At 38.7% G+C, this 14947-nt stretch carries 12 protein-coding genes and 1 tRNA gene; 7 read left to right on the top strand and 6 right to left on the bottom strand.

The genetic code is table 11. From position 1 onward, the window contains the following. Nucleotides 1–275: 275 nt before the first annotated feature. Genes PR808_RS18780 through PR808_RS18770 form a run of 3 tightly spaced genes read left to right on the top strand, consistent with a single transcriptional unit; the run spans nt 276 to nt 3813 of the window. The gene (locus PR808_RS18780; protein ID WP_206086144.1) at nt 276–827 is read left to right on the top strand and encodes an NAD(P)H nitroreductase; all 552 of its coding nucleotides are present in this window, start codon (nt 276–278) and stop codon (nt 825–827) included. A gap of 10 nt (nt 828–837) precedes the next feature. Continuing rightward, complete coding sequence (selD, locus tag PR808_RS18775; RefSeq protein ID WP_206086143.1) at nt 838–1881, top strand: selenide, water dikinase SelD; 1044 nt, start codon at nt 838–840, stop codon at nt 1879–1881. A gap of 3 nt (nt 1882–1884) precedes the next feature. Beyond that, complete coding sequence (locus PR808_RS18770) at nt 1885–3813, top strand: DNA topoisomerase III (RefSeq protein ID WP_206086142.1); 1929 nt, start codon at nt 1885–1887, stop codon at nt 3811–3813. Nucleotides 3814–3859: 46 nt separating this feature from the next. Here the strand turns inward: PR808_RS18770 and xthA are convergent, their stop codons facing one another. Further along, a complete protein-coding gene (xthA, locus tag PR808_RS18765) occupies nt 3860–4672 on the bottom strand; it encodes an exodeoxyribonuclease III (protein WP_206086141.1) in 813 nt (270 codons plus the stop codon). A gap of 541 nt (nt 4673–5213) precedes the next feature. Between xthA and PR808_RS18760 the strand changes: the two genes are divergently transcribed. Beyond that, the gene (locus tag PR808_RS18760) at nt 5214–6089 is read left to right on the top strand and encodes a LysR family transcriptional regulator (protein ID WP_206086140.1); all 876 of its coding nucleotides are present in this window, start codon (nt 5214–5216) and stop codon (nt 6087–6089) included. Nucleotide 6090: 1 nt separating this feature from the next. Here PR808_RS18760 and PR808_RS18755 read toward each other — a convergent pair. The 3 genes from PR808_RS18755 to PR808_RS18745 all read right to left on the bottom strand — a co-directional run bounded on the left by PR808_RS18755 (nt 6091) and on the right by PR808_RS18745 (nt 7771). Next, a tRNA-Tyr gene (locus tag PR808_RS18755) sits at nt 6091–6175 on the bottom strand. Nucleotides 6176–6336: 161 nt separating this feature from the next. Next, entirely contained in the window at nt 6337–7185 is an 849-nt protein-coding gene (gene purU / locus PR808_RS18750; protein WP_206086139.1) for a formyltetrahydrofolate deformylase, read from the bottom strand. 112 nt (nt 7186–7297) lie between these two features. Further along, nucleotides 7298–7771, bottom strand: coding sequence for a YchJ family protein (locus PR808_RS18745; protein WP_206086138.1), 474 nt, complete (start codon nt 7769–7771; stop codon nt 7298–7300). A 125-nt stretch (nt 7772–7896) separates the two neighbouring features. On the opposite strand from PR808_RS18745, the gene rssB reads away from it, so the two are divergent. Continuing rightward, nucleotides 7897–8907 (top strand): two-component system response regulator RssB, encoded by a 1011-nt coding sequence (gene rssB, locus PR808_RS18740; protein ID WP_206086137.1) that lies wholly within the window; start codon nt 7897–7899, stop codon nt 8905–8907. Between the two features lie 163 nt (nt 8908–9070). Further along, nucleotides 9071–9982: a UTP--glucose-1-phosphate uridylyltransferase GalU gene (gene galU / locus PR808_RS18735; protein WP_206086136.1), complete on the top strand. Its 912-nt coding sequence runs from the start codon at nt 9071–9073 to the stop codon at nt 9980–9982. A 452-nt stretch (nt 9983–10434) separates the two neighbouring features. Here the strand turns inward: galU and hns are convergent, their stop codons facing one another. After that, entirely contained in the window at nt 10435–10845 is a 411-nt protein-coding gene (gene hns, locus PR808_RS18730; protein WP_206086135.1) for a histone-like nucleoid-structuring protein H-NS, read from the bottom strand. Between the two features lie 530 nt (nt 10846–11375). On the opposite strand from hns, the gene PR808_RS18725 reads away from it, so the two are divergent. After that, entirely contained in the window at nt 11376–12005 is a 630-nt protein-coding gene (locus tag PR808_RS18725) for a thymidine kinase (RefSeq protein WP_206086134.1), read from the top strand. Between the two features lie 180 nt (nt 12006–12185). On the opposite strand, the gene adhE is transcribed toward PR808_RS18725, so the two are convergent. After that, on the bottom strand, nt 12186–14894 hold the full coding sequence (gene adhE, locus PR808_RS18720) for a bifunctional acetaldehyde-CoA/alcohol dehydrogenase (protein WP_206086133.1): 2709 nt from the start codon (nt 14892–14894) through the stop codon (nt 12186–12188). Nucleotides 14895–14947 lie beyond the last annotated feature (53 nt).

Here is a 14947-nt window from a genome sequence, read left to right as displayed (position 1 = left end):
TTTAAATTTGATTTATTAACAATACAGTTATTTGATAATGAATCATTTTTTATGCATAACAAATCCGTTATGCGCGATATACAATGCCACAATGATATTTTTCACTCATGACAAATGATATAATTCAATGAATTAATAATCTAATTAATGCAACCCACGTTAATCGTCAAGCAAGTCAGAGTGTAACGATAAGCTTACTATAACAATAGGTTGTGTGGGTATAATTACCTGATTGAATGATTATCAAATCAGTCTACTCTTAATCGGAGACCAATATGGATGCTTTAACTCTTTTGTTGAACCGTCGTTCAGCTTCCAGACTCACTACACCAGCACCACAAGGCGAAGAACTTAACAATATTCTTGCGGCAGGAATGAGAGCACCCGATCACGGTGCATTACGCCCATGGCATTTCGTTATTATGCAAGATGCGGGTATTAAGCGCTTTAGTCAATTGCTAGAAAAAGCAGCGATTGAAGGCAAACTAGGTGCAGAAGTTGAAGAAAAAGCACGTAATGCACCTTTTCGTGCACCCTTAATCATCACAGTGATCGCGAAAATTAAAGATCACGCTAAAGTGCCACAGTGGGAGCAATTAGTTGCTGCGAGTTGTACTGTCCAAGCGATGCAAATGGCTGCAGTTGCACAAGGTTTTGGTGGGATTTGGCGCTCAGGTTCATGGACAGAAGATGCCGTTGTTCGTGCAGGGTTAGGTTGCGAAGAAAATGACCGTATTGTCGGTTTCCTTTACTTAGGCACTCCAGAACTAAAAGCACCAGCAAAAGTTCAAACACCAGATATGGACAGTTTTATCACACATTTTTAAGGGAACAATAATGACTGAGAAAATTAGGCTAACGCAATACAGTCACGGAGCGGGTTGCGGCTGTAAAATTGCCCCGAAAGTGTTAGAACAGATTTTACATACAGAACAAGCCAAATTTCATGATCCACATTTGTTAGTTGGCAATGAAACTAAGGATGATGCTGCTGTTTATGATTTAGGTAATGGTATTGGGATCATCAGTACCACTGACTTCTTTATGCCAATCGTTGACTCTCCATTTGAATTTGGGCGCATTGCGGCAACCAACGCGATTAGCGATATTTTTGCTATGGGGGGTAAGCCGATTATGGCGATTGCGATTTTAGGATGGCCGATCGCTAAATTACCACCAGAGGTTGCTCGTGAAGTGATTGAAGGGGGTCGTGCTGCTTGTGCAGATGCTGGAATTTCCCTTGCGGGTGGGCACTCTATTGATGCCCCTGAGCCTATTTTTGGCTTGGCTGTCACGGGGGTCGTCAACACGGAGTATGTGAAAAAAAATAGTGCTGCAACAGCAGATTGTGAGCTGTTTTTGACAAAACCACTCGGTATTGGCGTGCTAACGACCGCGGAGAAAAAAGGTTTACTCAAAGAAGAGCACCAGCACCTTGCCGCAGAAACCATGTGCCAGTTGAATAAACTCGGCGCCGTGATTGCCCCCCTAGAAGGTGTCACTGCAATGACGGATGTGACAGGTTTCGGTTTACTTGGTCACTTAAGTGAGATTTGCGAAGGTTCTGGCGTTCGCGCACAGGTTTCTTTTAGCAAAGTGCCAAAATTAGCCGATGTTGAAAAATATATCGAAGCGGGATGTGTGCCAGGCGGAACATCACGTAATTTTGATAGCTATGGTCATCTTATTGGTCCTATGAGTGATATGCAGCGTCAATTATTGTGTGATCCTCAAACCTCTGGTGGGTTACTTATTGCTGTAAAACCATCTGAAGTCATTAAAATTAAAGAGATTGCACAGCAGCAAGGTGTTTTGCTACAGTCTATCGGAAGATTACTCCCCCATCAGGACAATGTCCCACTAGTTGAAGTGATAGATTAATTCATGCGTTTGTTTATTGCGGAAAAACCGAGCCTCGCTAGAGCGATTGCCGATGTACTACCAAAACCTCACCAGCGGGGGGATGGTTTTATTAAATGCGGTGATGGCCAAACGGTCACATGGTGCATTGGTCACCTTCTTGAACAGGCTGAGCCCGATGCTTATGAGCCACGCTATGCGCGTTGGAATTTGCAAGACTTGCCAATTATTCCTGAAAAGTGGCAGCTAAAACCGCGTGCCGCAGTAACCAAACAACTGAAAACCATCGAAGCACTGCTTAAACAAGCAACAGTTGTGATCCATGCAGGAGACCCTGATAGAGAAGGTCAGTTGCTGGTGGATGAAGTGCTCGATTTTCTAAAACTTGATGTGGAAAAACGCAAAAACGTTAAACGTTGCCTTATCAATGACCTTAATCCCCAAGCCGTTGAGCGCGCTATTGACCGGTTAAGGGAAAACCGCGAGTTTATCCCATTGTGTGTATCTGCCCTTGCGAGGGCAAGAGCAGATTGGTTGTATGGTATTAATATGACTCGCGCTTACACGTTGCTAGGGCAACGTGGCGGCTATCAAGGTGTTCTTTCTGTTGGTCGAGTACAAACCCCTGTTTTAGGGCTGGTAGTGAGGCGTGATGAAGAGATAGAACATTTTGTGCCTAAAGACTTTTTTGAAGTGAAAGCGCACATTGTCACCCCAAACGATGAACGCTTTGTTGCGACTTGGCAACCGAGTGAGTCTTGTATTGATTATCAGGATGAAGAAGGGCGCTTATTTCATCGACCGTTGGCTGAGCATGTCGTATCTCGTATTGAGGGAAAACCCGCAATTGTCACGCTGTATCAAGACAAACGAGAGTCTGAAATTGCGCCACTGCCTTTTTCATTGTCTGCATTACAAATAGAAGCAGCTAAAAAATACGCGTTAAGTGCGCAAGAAGTGTTGGATATCTGCCAGCGCTTATATGAAACCCATAAATTAATCACCTATCCACGTTCAGATAGCCGTTATTTACCCGATGAGCACTTTGCAGGGCGACATAGTGTATTAAATGCAATTGCGGTTCATCAACCTGATTTAACAGAATTTGAATTACCTGAATTAGATAAGAAAAACCGTTGCTGGGATGATAAAAAAGTTGATGCTCACCATGCGATTATCCCTACAGCTAAAGCAACAGCAGTAAAATTAACAGAAAATGAAAATCATATTTATCAGCTAATTGCACGCCAATATATTATCCAGTTTATGTCTGATGCTATTTTTCGCAAATGCACGATTGAACTGGAAATTGAAAAGGGCAAATTTGTTGCCAAAGCTCGCTTCTTAGCTGAAGCAGGCTGGCGGGTTGTTTTAGGCGGGAAAGAGCGTGATGCTGAAAACGATGGGATGCCATTGCCTGTTGTTGCTAAAGATGATGAGCTTTTGTGTGAAAAAGGAGAAGTGATTGAGAGGCAAACTCAGCCACCGAGGCCTTTTACTGATGCCACTTTACTCTCTGCTATGACGGGTATTGCGCGATTTGTTCAAGATAAAGCATTAAAAAAAGTATTGCGAGAAACAGATGGTCTTGGCACTGAAGCAACCCGAGCTGGGATTATCGATTTATTGTTTAAACGCCAGTTTCTGTATAAAAAAGGGCGATATATTCATTCATCTCCTGCAGGAAGAGCCTTGATTCATGTATTGCCTGACATGGCTACGTTGCCTGATATGACAGCGCACTGGGAATCAGTTTTAACGCAAATCAGTGAAAAGCAAACTCGTTATGATGATTTTATGCATCCACTGAGTGAAACATTGATACAGCTTATTCATCACGCACGCCAGTTTACTAATTTACGAGCATTTAGAGAGTTACCTCCGCCGCCAAGTAAAGGTGGTAAGAAAATGGCTAAAACTGCGAAGAAAAGTAAGAAGAAAGCGGATGGCTAAGTCAATAAAAAGGCGCTGATTTGAGCGCCTTTCCACATAATATTAACTATTTAGTTAAATCGAACTCAGACCAAACAGGGGCATGATCAGACGGTTTTTCCATTCCACGAATTTCATAATCAATACCTGTTGCAATACAGCGTTCTGCTAGCTTATTGGATGCCAGTAATAAATCGATGCGTAAACCACGATTATCATCGAAACCTTTCGAACGGTAATCAAACCATGAATAACGGTCATCGACATCTGGGTTTTTTGCGCGATAAGTATCAACTAAACCCCAACCTATTAGCTTGTCTAGCCACTCTCGTTCTTCAGGTAAAAATGAACATTTTCCTGTCTTTAACCAGCGCTTACGGTTGATATCGCCAATACCAATATCTAAATCTGTTGGGCTAATATTCATATCACCCATGATGAGTAGCTGGGAGTCCGCGGTTTGTGTGGAAGTCACATAACTTTGTAAGTCACGGTAAAATTTTTCTTTTGCAGGAAATTTTGTTGGATGGTCACGGCTCTCACCTTGAGGGAAGTAACCATTGACTACAGTGAGTAATCCCCGCTCTGTTTGAATGTCAGCCATAATGATTCGCCGTTGAGCTTCTTCATCATCAGTCGGGAAGCCTTTACGGACAGCGATAGGTTCATTTTTAGTCAGAAGCGCAACACCGTAGTGTGCTTTTTGGCCGTGATAAAAAACATGATAACCCAATTGGCTCACTTCATCATAAGGAAACATATCATCATGTACTTTGGTTTCTTGTAAGCCGATGACCTCAGGTTGATGTTTTTCGATGATAGCGGCAAGTTGATGCGGGCGAGCACGAAGACCATTGATGTTAAACGATATGAATTTCATGAATTTTTATCACCTATTTTTAATATTCTTATGGTTAATTCTAACAGATGCAATCGTCACTGTAACCCATATGATAGTGGTTATTGGCTAATATACAAAATAACAATTAATTAAAGATATGAATTAGGGGTGTAATGGAAAATAGCTATATTAAAAATAAATAAGGATATATTTAATTATTTATAATTTATTGTGTGTGATTCAATTGTCATTAATATAAAGTTATGGTTGATGATTAAAAAATGGTTGTTAATTATTTGAAATAAGCATTGTTAATTTCATTTAAAGTCAATTGGTTATTTGTATTTTAATGTGATTTAATAGTGGTGGCATAAAAAATAATTAAAAGAAACAGTATAATATATTGCTTTGCTATGTTGGAAATTATAAAAATACTTTTATGAAATATTGTTACTCATTCAATAAAAAATTAAATTTTATTTTTTATTGAATGATTTTGGTTATGGGGTAATCAATATATTATCTATTGGATAATAATTTTGTTGATTAACATATTAATAAATAGAATGGGGTCATAGATATGTTCTTTTCAAGAAAATTAGAGGCGTTTATGGCGGTTGTTGAAAATGGCTCGTTAAGTAAAGCTGCGAGAGTGATGAACCGAACGACGCCTCCTATCGCTAAGTCTATCAAGGACTTCGAAACAAGCCTAGGTAAACGGCTTTTTAAACGAGAAAAATTTGGAATGACATTAACTAAGGATGGCCAGGAACTTTATAATGATCTTAGAGATCTGTACTTGCAGGAGAAGGAAATCACTAAAAAACATTTTTCAGGTTATATTGTCAATGAAGCAAATATTTACTATGACTGGGGAAAGGAAAATCATTTGATTAATCTTTACCAAGCAGCTCACCAAAATAATGTACAAGTAAATATATTAAGGTTTAATTATGATGAGGTGGATGAAATAGTTGACTATGATGGGAATACACTGATTTTAAGTTCTGAACAAGTGATAAGTGAACGATTTTCATTACAAAAAAAAATAGAGAATTCACCATTGGGCATTTACTGTCGTAAGGCTCTTTATGAGAAATTTAATCATGACCTTGTCGCATTATTACAAGAAAGCACATGGCTTTGTGATCCTGCGTTTTATAAAAGTTCACTGATGAGTGATTTATTAGAAAAAATAGAAACACTCGATAATAAAGTGAGTGTGAGGCAAATGGATAATATTGGTTGTTGCCAGAGTTTTATTCAAGATGGTGATTTTATTGGCATTATTGATCACTATCCTGAAGAAGAATTAATCGATAAGTCATTAATATATATATCACTGAATAAATTATTGGGGCAGAGCGAATGTTATGTCTATAAGTCAAAGGCACATTCAAGTGTACTAAATCGTTTTATGGGGGTCGTTGATAAGCTTGGTGTAGAGTGTCTTTAAATGGTGGTGGGAGAAGGATTCGAACCTTCGAAGTCTGTGACGGCAGATTTACAGTCTGCTCCCTTTGGCCGCTTGGGTATCCCACCAGATTTTGAATTGCTGTAATCGGTCACAGCGGGCGGCATCATATCAAATGACGCGCCGCTGTAAAGCATTAATTTTCAAAAAACATTCGTTTGCTGTTTTTTTGTTCTTAATGATTGTAAATACTACAAATTATTACTAGAAAGGGCTTACGTGTATTTGTTTATAAAATGATAGTGCGGTTACCATATACAAATACACGTTGCGCCAACACCCAATACAATGCGTGACTTAAGACATTTTTTTCAACATCACGACCTGCTCGCATCATATCATCCGCTGTAAATGTATGGTCAACGTTAATCACGTTTTGCGTGATAATAGGACCTTCATCCAAGTTATCATTCACAAAGTGTGCGGTAGCGCCAATAATCTTCACACCACGCTCATAAGCTTGATGATAAGGGCGTGCACCAATAAAAGCAGGTAAGAATGAATGGTGAATATTAATAATTTGATTAGGATAATGCTGGACAAACTCAGGGGTTAAAACTCGCATATACTTTGCTAAAACGACATAATCAGGTTGATATTGATCAATCTGCGCCGTCATCTTTTCATCATGTTGTTCACGAGTTAAACCTTCATGACTAATATGATGGAATGGAATACCAAATTGCTCAACCAAATTTTTCAATGTGTCGTGATTACCAATAACGGCTGCAATTTCAACATCTAACCCGTCGTAAGCACTCTTCATTAACAAGTCACCCAAACAATGTGCTTCTTTGGTCACCATGATAACAATACGGCGGCGGCCAGAAGCATTGAGCTCACGTTTTGAACCCGCGGGTAATGCGTCATCAAGATCGGCGAGGAGGGTTTCATCATTAAAAATACCCTCAAGTTCTGTTCGCATAAAAAAACGACCCGTATGGTGATCCACAAATTCATTATTTTGCACAATGTTGAGTTGGTGCTTGTAACAAATATTGGTGATTTTTGCGATTAATCCTTTCGCATCAGGGCAAATAGTCCTGAGGATTTTTTTTTGTACAATTTTGTGTTGCATGAAACTGCCTAATCCTTAACTAACAGAGCCTTATTTTTCAGGCTAATACATACGGCGTAATGAACTCGCGTAGGTAGATAGTATTTAGTGTTTATAACGAAAAGTATTCGTTTTATTCACAGCATTTTTTATATTTTTTGCCAGAACCACAGGGACACAAATCGTTACGTCCAACTTTAGGGGTAATACCATCGAGATAATACCAACGCGAATTCAAACGAATAAAGCGGGAACGTTCATGAATAAGCTGTTTATGATCAGCTTTTTCATCAATAAAGCAAGCCGAAAATTCGACATAGCCTTCATCGGCGTTTTTAGCATAAGAAGAACTAATAACACGGAGCCCTACCCATTGTGTATGCTCGAAGCTATTTGTCATTTCTTGCCGCCACTCTTGTGCATTGCAATCTGGATGCCATGTTTCAATTAAATAATCAGCGTTATGCAATACATAGGCACTATAACGTGAACGCATAAGCTGTTCAGGCGTCTCTGGGGTGGCTTCATTGCGTAAGAATGGGGCACAGCAATGTTCAAATTGTGCTCTGCTGCCACAATGGCACTTACTTTCTTCTTGGTGATCCATAATACTCTCGATAAAAATAAGTAGAAGGTTGAAAAATCACTATACTCAAATGATGGATGAAAAATGATTTTATTATATGAATAATAGTATTGTTAATTAAACAGGGTTATTGCGGTAGGTATCAAATGAAAAATAGAAAAATATTGATAATCGAAGACGAAATCACCTTCTGTACTATCTTGAAAACGTACTTAGAAAGTTTAGAGCTAGAGATCTATACCGCAAGTAATGGCCAACAAGCGATTGAGATGTTGACGGTTGAGGGAATTGACCCTGATATTATTCTTTGTGATCTAAATATGCCAGTGATGAATGGGGAAGACTTCATGCGTGAATTGGTTGCTAGTAATATAACCACACCTGTGATCGTTATTTCTGCAACGACAGATTTTACTCAACTTGATCGCATGTTTCGTCTTGGTGCAAAGGATGCTTTACTTAAGCCAATAAAGAATTTAGATGAAGTCAAAATTACAATTTTGTCTGCTCTCTATCCCGAAGAAGATGATCTTAGCACTCAAATTGGTGATGAAATACACCAGATTGCGTCTCTGATGCAAAGTAATACGCAAGATATGCTAGCCGTCTTGAAACAATTGCAGCCACCAGTGCATCAGATTATTAATGGTTATCGAATTAATTATCGCCAATTGAATGAAGCCAACCGATTTGGACTGTTGCTAGATTTAGCGCCAATTTCAGAAAGCCAAATCGGTTTTTATTGCATTGATACAGAGCGCTCAGCACAAGAGGGGATCATGGCTGCGTTTTTGATTCGTGTTGTTTTCAATGATTTGTTGAAAAACGCGGTGAGCTACCCAGATAAAAAACTACCAAATATTGATAAAATTATTAATCAAATAAATCATTTGTTAGAAGACTCAGGGTTTACCGGCCATTTTCCTCTACTTCTTGGGTATTTTAATACTCAGAATAAAGCGATTATTATGGCAAGTGCAGGTTTAGAAGCGGAAGTGACTACAGAAGAATCCCATTTTAAATTAGACAGAAGTATTCCATTGGGTGCTCTAAAATTCTACCATCCGAATCATTTAGAAGTAAAAGGAACGGCTTGGCAGTGTTTAATTCGTAATAACAGCCAGAAAATAAAACTTATGTTTAACCCTGAAAGTTAGCATTATCTTAAAATGACTCACAGTAAAGCGCCAAATAAAGCTAATCAGACTCATCGCTATTTATTCATTAATAATTCCTGATATACTTCTGCGCACTAAAAAAACCTCATTCACTTTTTTGAAAAATGAGGTAAAGGTGTGCAGAAATTATATGGAGTATAAAATGACACAACGTAAGGTGCGTAAAGCGGTAATCCCCGTTGCGGGATTAGGAACAAGGATGCTTCCAGCAACGAAAGCGATCCCTAAAGAGATGCTACCAATCGTTGATAAACCGTTGATTCAATATGTTGTTAATGAATGTATTGCCGCGGGTATTAATGAGATTGTCCTTGTCACACATTCTTCTAAAAACTCAATTGAAAACCATTTTGATACAAGCTTTGAGTTAGAGGCCATTTTAGAAGCCCGTGTTAAGCGCCAATTACTCGACGAGGTGCAATCTATTTGCCCAAGTCATGTTACGATTATGCAAACGCGCCAAGGAATCGCAAAAGGGCTAGGTCACGCTATTTTATGTGCTAAACCCCTGGTTGGCGAAGAACCATTTGCAGTAATTTTACCTGATGTAATTTTAGATCGTTACAGCACAGATTTAACTAAATTTAACTTACGTGAAATGCTTGAACATTTCGAGGAAACAGGGGCGAGTCAAATTTTGGTCGAACCTGTACCCGAAGAGGAAGTTTCTAATTACGGTATTGTGGATTGTAATGGTGAAAGCTTACAACCTGGCGATAGTAAAAAGATTTTACGTATGGTTGAAAAACCAAAACAAAACGAAGCACCATCTAATTTATCCATTGTTGGCCGTTATGTATTATCTGAAAAGATTTGGGGTGCATTAGCGAAGACAACACCAGGTGCTGGTGATGAAATACAATTAACTGATGCAATTGCTTTAATGATGGAAAATAACGAGCCTGTTGAAGCCTACCACTTATGTGGTAAAAGCCATGATTGCGGAAATAAATTAGGTTACATGAAAGCTTTTGTTGAATATGGAATGCAGCACGATACATTGGGCGATGATTTTACACAGTGGGTGAAAGAATTGTCATCAAACATTAAATAAACCTAAATCGCTTCAATCCGTCAAATTTTATTAAAGGCTAATTTTATCTGTTAGCCTTTTTTGTGCAGATAAATCGGTAATATTAATGCCAGTAGCTAAGTATTAAGTGGTATATCTTACATTGCAAATGCAACAATTGTGGCATTTAGCTTTTACGATGAAAGTATTAAAAATATGCTTACAGAGTAGGTCAATAAATGCTTGTCTATGCACCTGTTATTTCTAATTAAGATTACATTTCTTTACTATAACAATATTTTATTTAATTTTTTTAGGCATTTGAACAACGAAGAATACGCATTTTAAGAGAAGTCTATATGAAATAATTGAAATTAGGATGCTGGTTTTATATGCATGAAGATACTTCTGACACAGAGAAATATAAAATAATATATAAGGCTATAAATAAAAACACCCTTTAAAAAGGGTGTTTAGAATACGTGTTTAGTTGATTAGATTAAGAAATCGTCTAACGATTTGCCTTGCTCTTCAATAGCAACTTTGATTACAGCAGGTGTACGGCCTTGGCCAGTCCACGTTTTTGTTTCGCCGTTTTCATCAACATATTTGTATTTAGCAGGGCGTGCAGCGCGTTTAGCACGAGTGCTTGTCGTTTTACCTGAGTCCATAGTTTGCAGAAGATCATTTAAATCTACGCCTTGTTCTAGGATCATTTCACGAACTTTTTCCAATTTACGGTTACGTTCTTCTAATTCCGCGCGTGCTTGGCTTTCTTCATCACGACGCTCATCAACAACGACCGTTAATTTTTCCAGCATTTCTTCTAAAGATTCTAAAGTAACTTCGCGAGCTTGAGCACGAAGAGTACGGATGTTATTTAACGCTTTTAATGATTCGCTCATTTTCCTGGTCTCAAATTATTTGTTGGCATGTGTACAGTAATAATAGAATGCTATTTTAAATTCTGCAATAGCTAAATTACGCCCCTAGTTTAAAAGTAATCTTTAACGAATGCAATTTTTTTACAAAAGAAATATAAACTTTTCGTAGATATATATACCACTATTATCAATAACTGAACTAATGAAAAAAATAGCAATATGAAAAAGTTTTACTAACTTAATATTCTGTAAAATGAGTAAAAGGTCTTTTTTACTTTAGCTCAAAATGAAGCGATGTCAGGGGTTAACTTAAATTTTCTTTTTTTGATGAGGTTTTTGCCATCAGTGCTTCAGCAAAAACATTTGTCGTTAATATTGAACTGGTTTTTATTGCATATAAGATAATCATTATAAGTATAAAATACAGATATGTTTACGTAAAAAGAGTTAAATTTTCAATAAGTAAAGGTGAGAAAGAGTGGTTATAGTTAATCTAATGATATGTTTTATGATAAAATTATTTCGAATATAATTTTTGAGGAAACAGCGAGATGGCTCAGCTTTATTTTTATTATTCAGCAATGAATGCGGGGAAATCAACGTCTTTGTTACAGTCATCGTATAACTATAACGAAAGAGGGATGCAAACATTGATATTCACGGCAGAAATTGATAACCGTTTTGCCCTAGGAAGGGTATCCTCACGTATTGGGCTATCAGCTGAAGCGTTATTATTCTCACCATCGACAAATATGGCAGAGATTATTAAACGTGAAAATAGCACACAGAAAGTACATTGTGTTCTTATTGATGAGTGTCAATTTTTAACAAAAGAACAAGTAGCGCAATTATGCGATATCGTTGATAACTGCGATATCCCTGTTTTATGTTATGGTTTACGCACTGATTTTGCAGGTGAACTGTTCGCAGGAAGCCAATATTTACTTGCTTGGGCTGATAAATTGGTTGAGCTTAAAACAGTCTGTTACTGCGGCCGTAAAGCGAATAAAGTATTACGTGTAGGAAGTGATGGGATCCCAGTTTATGAGGGCGCACAGGTGGATATAGGGGGAAATGAGAAATACATCTCTGTGTGTCGCAAGCATTATTCAGATGCGATTGAACAAGCTAAATTAATGAACGCAGGGACTATTCCTAAAAAAGCTATTCACTTCAATTAAACGAAAAATAAAATGGAAAGTGAAAAATAACCTATTTTTAGAATAGACCTATGGGCTTTTAATGAAAGCCCTTGTGTATAATTTCTCTAATATATGATTGTGATTAATAGCATTATTTGACTTGTAAAACATTAAAGGCACTGCATTTGCAGTGCCTTTATTATTTAATTATCCAAAAAATTATTTTTTAGATGATTTTTTCTCTGCCGTTTTTTTCGTTGTCGTCTTTTTCTCAACAACTTTTTTTTCTGTCTTTACTTCTGCAGATGGTGCACTTGTATGTTCAATAAACTCACGGCCATAATATGAATCCAGTAATAACTGTTTAATTTCAGAGATTAATGGATAACGTGGGTTAGCCCCTGTACATTGGTCATCAAAAGCGTCTTCTGACAGTTTATCAACGCGGGCTAAGAAATCAGCTTCAGAAACACCTGTTTCACGGATAGATTTAGGAATGCCTAAGTCAGCCTTAATTTCATCTAACCACGCTAATAATTTCTCAATTTTAACACCCGTACGGTCATTTGCATTTGTGAGCCCCAAATGATCTGCAATTTCAGCATATTGGCGGCGTGCATGAGGACGGTCGTATTGGCTAAAAGCAGTTTGCTTGGTTGGGTTATCATTCGCATTGAAACGAATAACGTTACAAATTAGCAATGCATTCGCAAGACCATGAGGAATATGGAACTCAGAGCCCAGTTTGTGTGCCATTGAGTGACAAACACCCAAGAAGGCGTTAGCAAAGGCAATACCTGCTAAGGTTGCACCATTGTGTACACGCTCACGTGCCACTGGGTTTTTAGCCCCTTCATGATAACTTGCTGGCAGGTAATCTTTTAATAAGCTTAGCGCTTTTAAAGCTTGACCATCGGTAAACTCATTAGCTAACACGGAGACATAAGCTTCTAATGCGTGGGTGACGGCATCTAAACCACCAAAAGCAGTTAACGATTTAGGCATGTTCATTACGAGGTTAGCATCGACAATTGCCATATTAGGCGTTAATGCATAATCCGCTAATGGGTATTTTTGACCTGTTTTATCGTCGGTGACAACTGCAAATGGTGTGACTTCAGAACCTGTACCTGATGTTGTTGTAATAGCAACTAATTTTGCTTTCACACCCATTTTCGGGAAACGGTGAATACGTTTACGGATATCCATAAAGCGTAACGCCAGCTCTTCAAAATGCGTTTCAGGGTGTTCGTACATGACCCACATAATCTTCGCCGCATCCATTGGAGAACCGCCACCTAATGCGATAATGACATCAGGTTGGAAAGCTTGCATTTGCGCCGCACCTTTACGAACAACTGTTAACGTTGGGTCAGCTTCAACTTCAAAGAAAACATCGGTTTCGATATGGTGTTTTTTGAGGACATTAACCACTTCATCCACATAGCCGTTATTAAATAAATAGCCATCGGTGACAATAAATGCACGTTTTGCACCGTCAGTTGCAATTTCTTCTAGGGCGATAGGTAAACAGCCACGGCGGAAGTAGATTGAATTTGGAAGTTTATGCCACAACATATTTTCAGCTCTCTTCGCCACAGTTTTGGTATTAATTAAATGTTTAGGACCAACGTTTTCAGAGATAGAGTTACCCCCCCAAGAACCGCAGCCGAGTGTGAGAGAAGGGGCTAATTTAAAGTTATACAAGTCACCAATCCCACCTTGTGAGGCAGGGGTGTTGATCAGGATACGCGCCGTTTTCATTTTTTGACCGAAATAATTGACACGTTCATGTTCATTATCTTGGTCTGTATATAAGCAAGATGTGTGGCCAATACCGCCCATCTCAACCAGCTGCTCAGCTTTCGATACTGCATCCTCAAAGTTTTTGCCGCGGTACATGGCTAACAGTGGAGACAATTTTTCATGAGCAAAGGGCTCTGAATCATCGATCAGTTTCACTTCACCAATTAAAATCTTTGTATTGATTGGCACCGTAATGCCAGCCATCTCTGCAATTTTATAAGCAGGTTGACCCACGATAGCTGCGTTTAAATTGCCATTTTTTAAGATGATATCTTGAACAGCTTTGAGTTCTTTACCTTGCAGTAAGTAGCCACCGTGACTTGCAAAACGTTCACGTACTTGACTATAGATTTCATCGACAACGACAACAGATTGCTCAGATGCACAGATAACACCGTTATCGAAGGTTTTGGACATTAAAATAGAAGCCACTGCGCGTTTAATATCTGCAGTTTCATCAATAACCACAGGGGTGTTTCCTGCACCTACACCAATAGCGGGTTTTCCTGAGCTGTAAGCCGCTTTAACCATACCAGGGCCACCTGTCGCCAAGATCAGGTTAATATCAGGGTGATGCATTAATGCATTGGATAATTCAACTGATGGGGAATCAATCCAACCAATAATATCTTTTGGCGCACCTGCTGCGATAGCGGCATTAAGAACAATTTCGGCGGCACGGTTAGTGGCTACTTTTGCGCGAGGGTGCGGAGAAAAGATAATGGCATTACGGGTTTTTAAGCTAATCAGGGATTTAAAGATGGCTGTTGATGTTGGGTTTGTGGTTGGTACGATACCACAAATAATCCCAATAGGTTCTGCGATTGTAATCGTACCAAATGTTGGGTCTTCAGAAAGTACACCGCAGGTCTTTTCATCTTTATAGGCATTATAGATATATTCAGAGGCAAAGTGGTTTTTGATCACTTTATCTTCAACAATACCCATTCCAGACTCTTCTACCGCGAGTTTTGCGAGAGGGATACGTGCATCAGCAGCAGCAAGGGCAGCAGCGCGGAAGATTTCATCTACTTTTTCTTGCGAAAAACTAGCGAATTCGCGTTGAGCTTTTTTGACACGAGCAACGAGTTCATTGAGTTCGGTAACGTTAGTTACGGACATATAGATTACTCCTGATAAATGTTAAACTTTTTAAGCCAATGAGCAATGTATCT

The organism is Providencia sp. PROV197 (genome assembly GCF_028479625.1).
GTDB lineage: Bacteria > Pseudomonadota > Gammaproteobacteria > Enterobacterales > Enterobacteriaceae > Providencia > Providencia vermicola.
Note: the sequence above shows the minus strand (reverse complement) of the source record. Positions and strands in the feature narration are given on the sequence as shown.

Excerpts from the sequence above, each read along its gene's own strand:
- PR808_RS18780 (WP_206086144.1), top strand. The coding sequence starts at position 276 with ATGGATGCTTTAACTCTTTTGTTGAACCGTCGTTCAGCTTCCAGACTC.
- selD (WP_206086143.1), top strand. The coding sequence starts at position 838 with ATGACTGAGAAAATTAGGCTAACGCAATACAGTCACGGAGCGGGTTGC.
- PR808_RS18770 (WP_206086142.1), top strand. The coding sequence starts at position 1,885 with ATGCGTTTGTTTATTGCGGAAAAACCGAGCCTCGCTAGAGCGATTGCC.
- xthA (WP_206086141.1), bottom strand. The coding sequence starts at position 4,672 with ATGAAATTCATATCGTTTAACATCAATGGTCTTCGTGCTCGCCCGCAT.
- PR808_RS18760 (WP_206086140.1), top strand. The coding sequence starts at position 5,214 with ATGTTCTTTTCAAGAAAATTAGAGGCGTTTATGGCGGTTGTTGAAAAT.
- purU (WP_206086139.1), bottom strand. The coding sequence starts at position 7,185 with ATGCAACACAAAATTGTACAAAAAAAAATCCTCAGGACTATTTGCCCT.
- PR808_RS18745 (WP_206086138.1), bottom strand. The coding sequence starts at position 7,771 with ATGGATCACCAAGAAGAAAGTAAGTGCCATTGTGGCAGCAGAGCACAA.
- rssB (WP_206086137.1), top strand. The coding sequence starts at position 7,897 with ATGAAAAATAGAAAAATATTGATAATCGAAGACGAAATCACCTTCTGT.
- galU (WP_206086136.1), top strand. The coding sequence starts at position 9,071 with ATGACACAACGTAAGGTGCGTAAAGCGGTAATCCCCGTTGCGGGATTA.
- hns (WP_206086135.1), bottom strand. The coding sequence starts at position 10,845 with ATGAGCGAATCATTAAAAGCGTTAAATAACATCCGTACTCTTCGTGCT.
- PR808_RS18725 (WP_206086134.1), top strand. The coding sequence starts at position 11,376 with ATGGCTCAGCTTTATTTTTATTATTCAGCAATGAATGCGGGGAAATCA.
- adhE (WP_206086133.1), bottom strand. The coding sequence starts at position 14,894 with ATGTCCGTAACTAACGTTACCGAACTCAATGAACTCGTTGCTCGTGTC.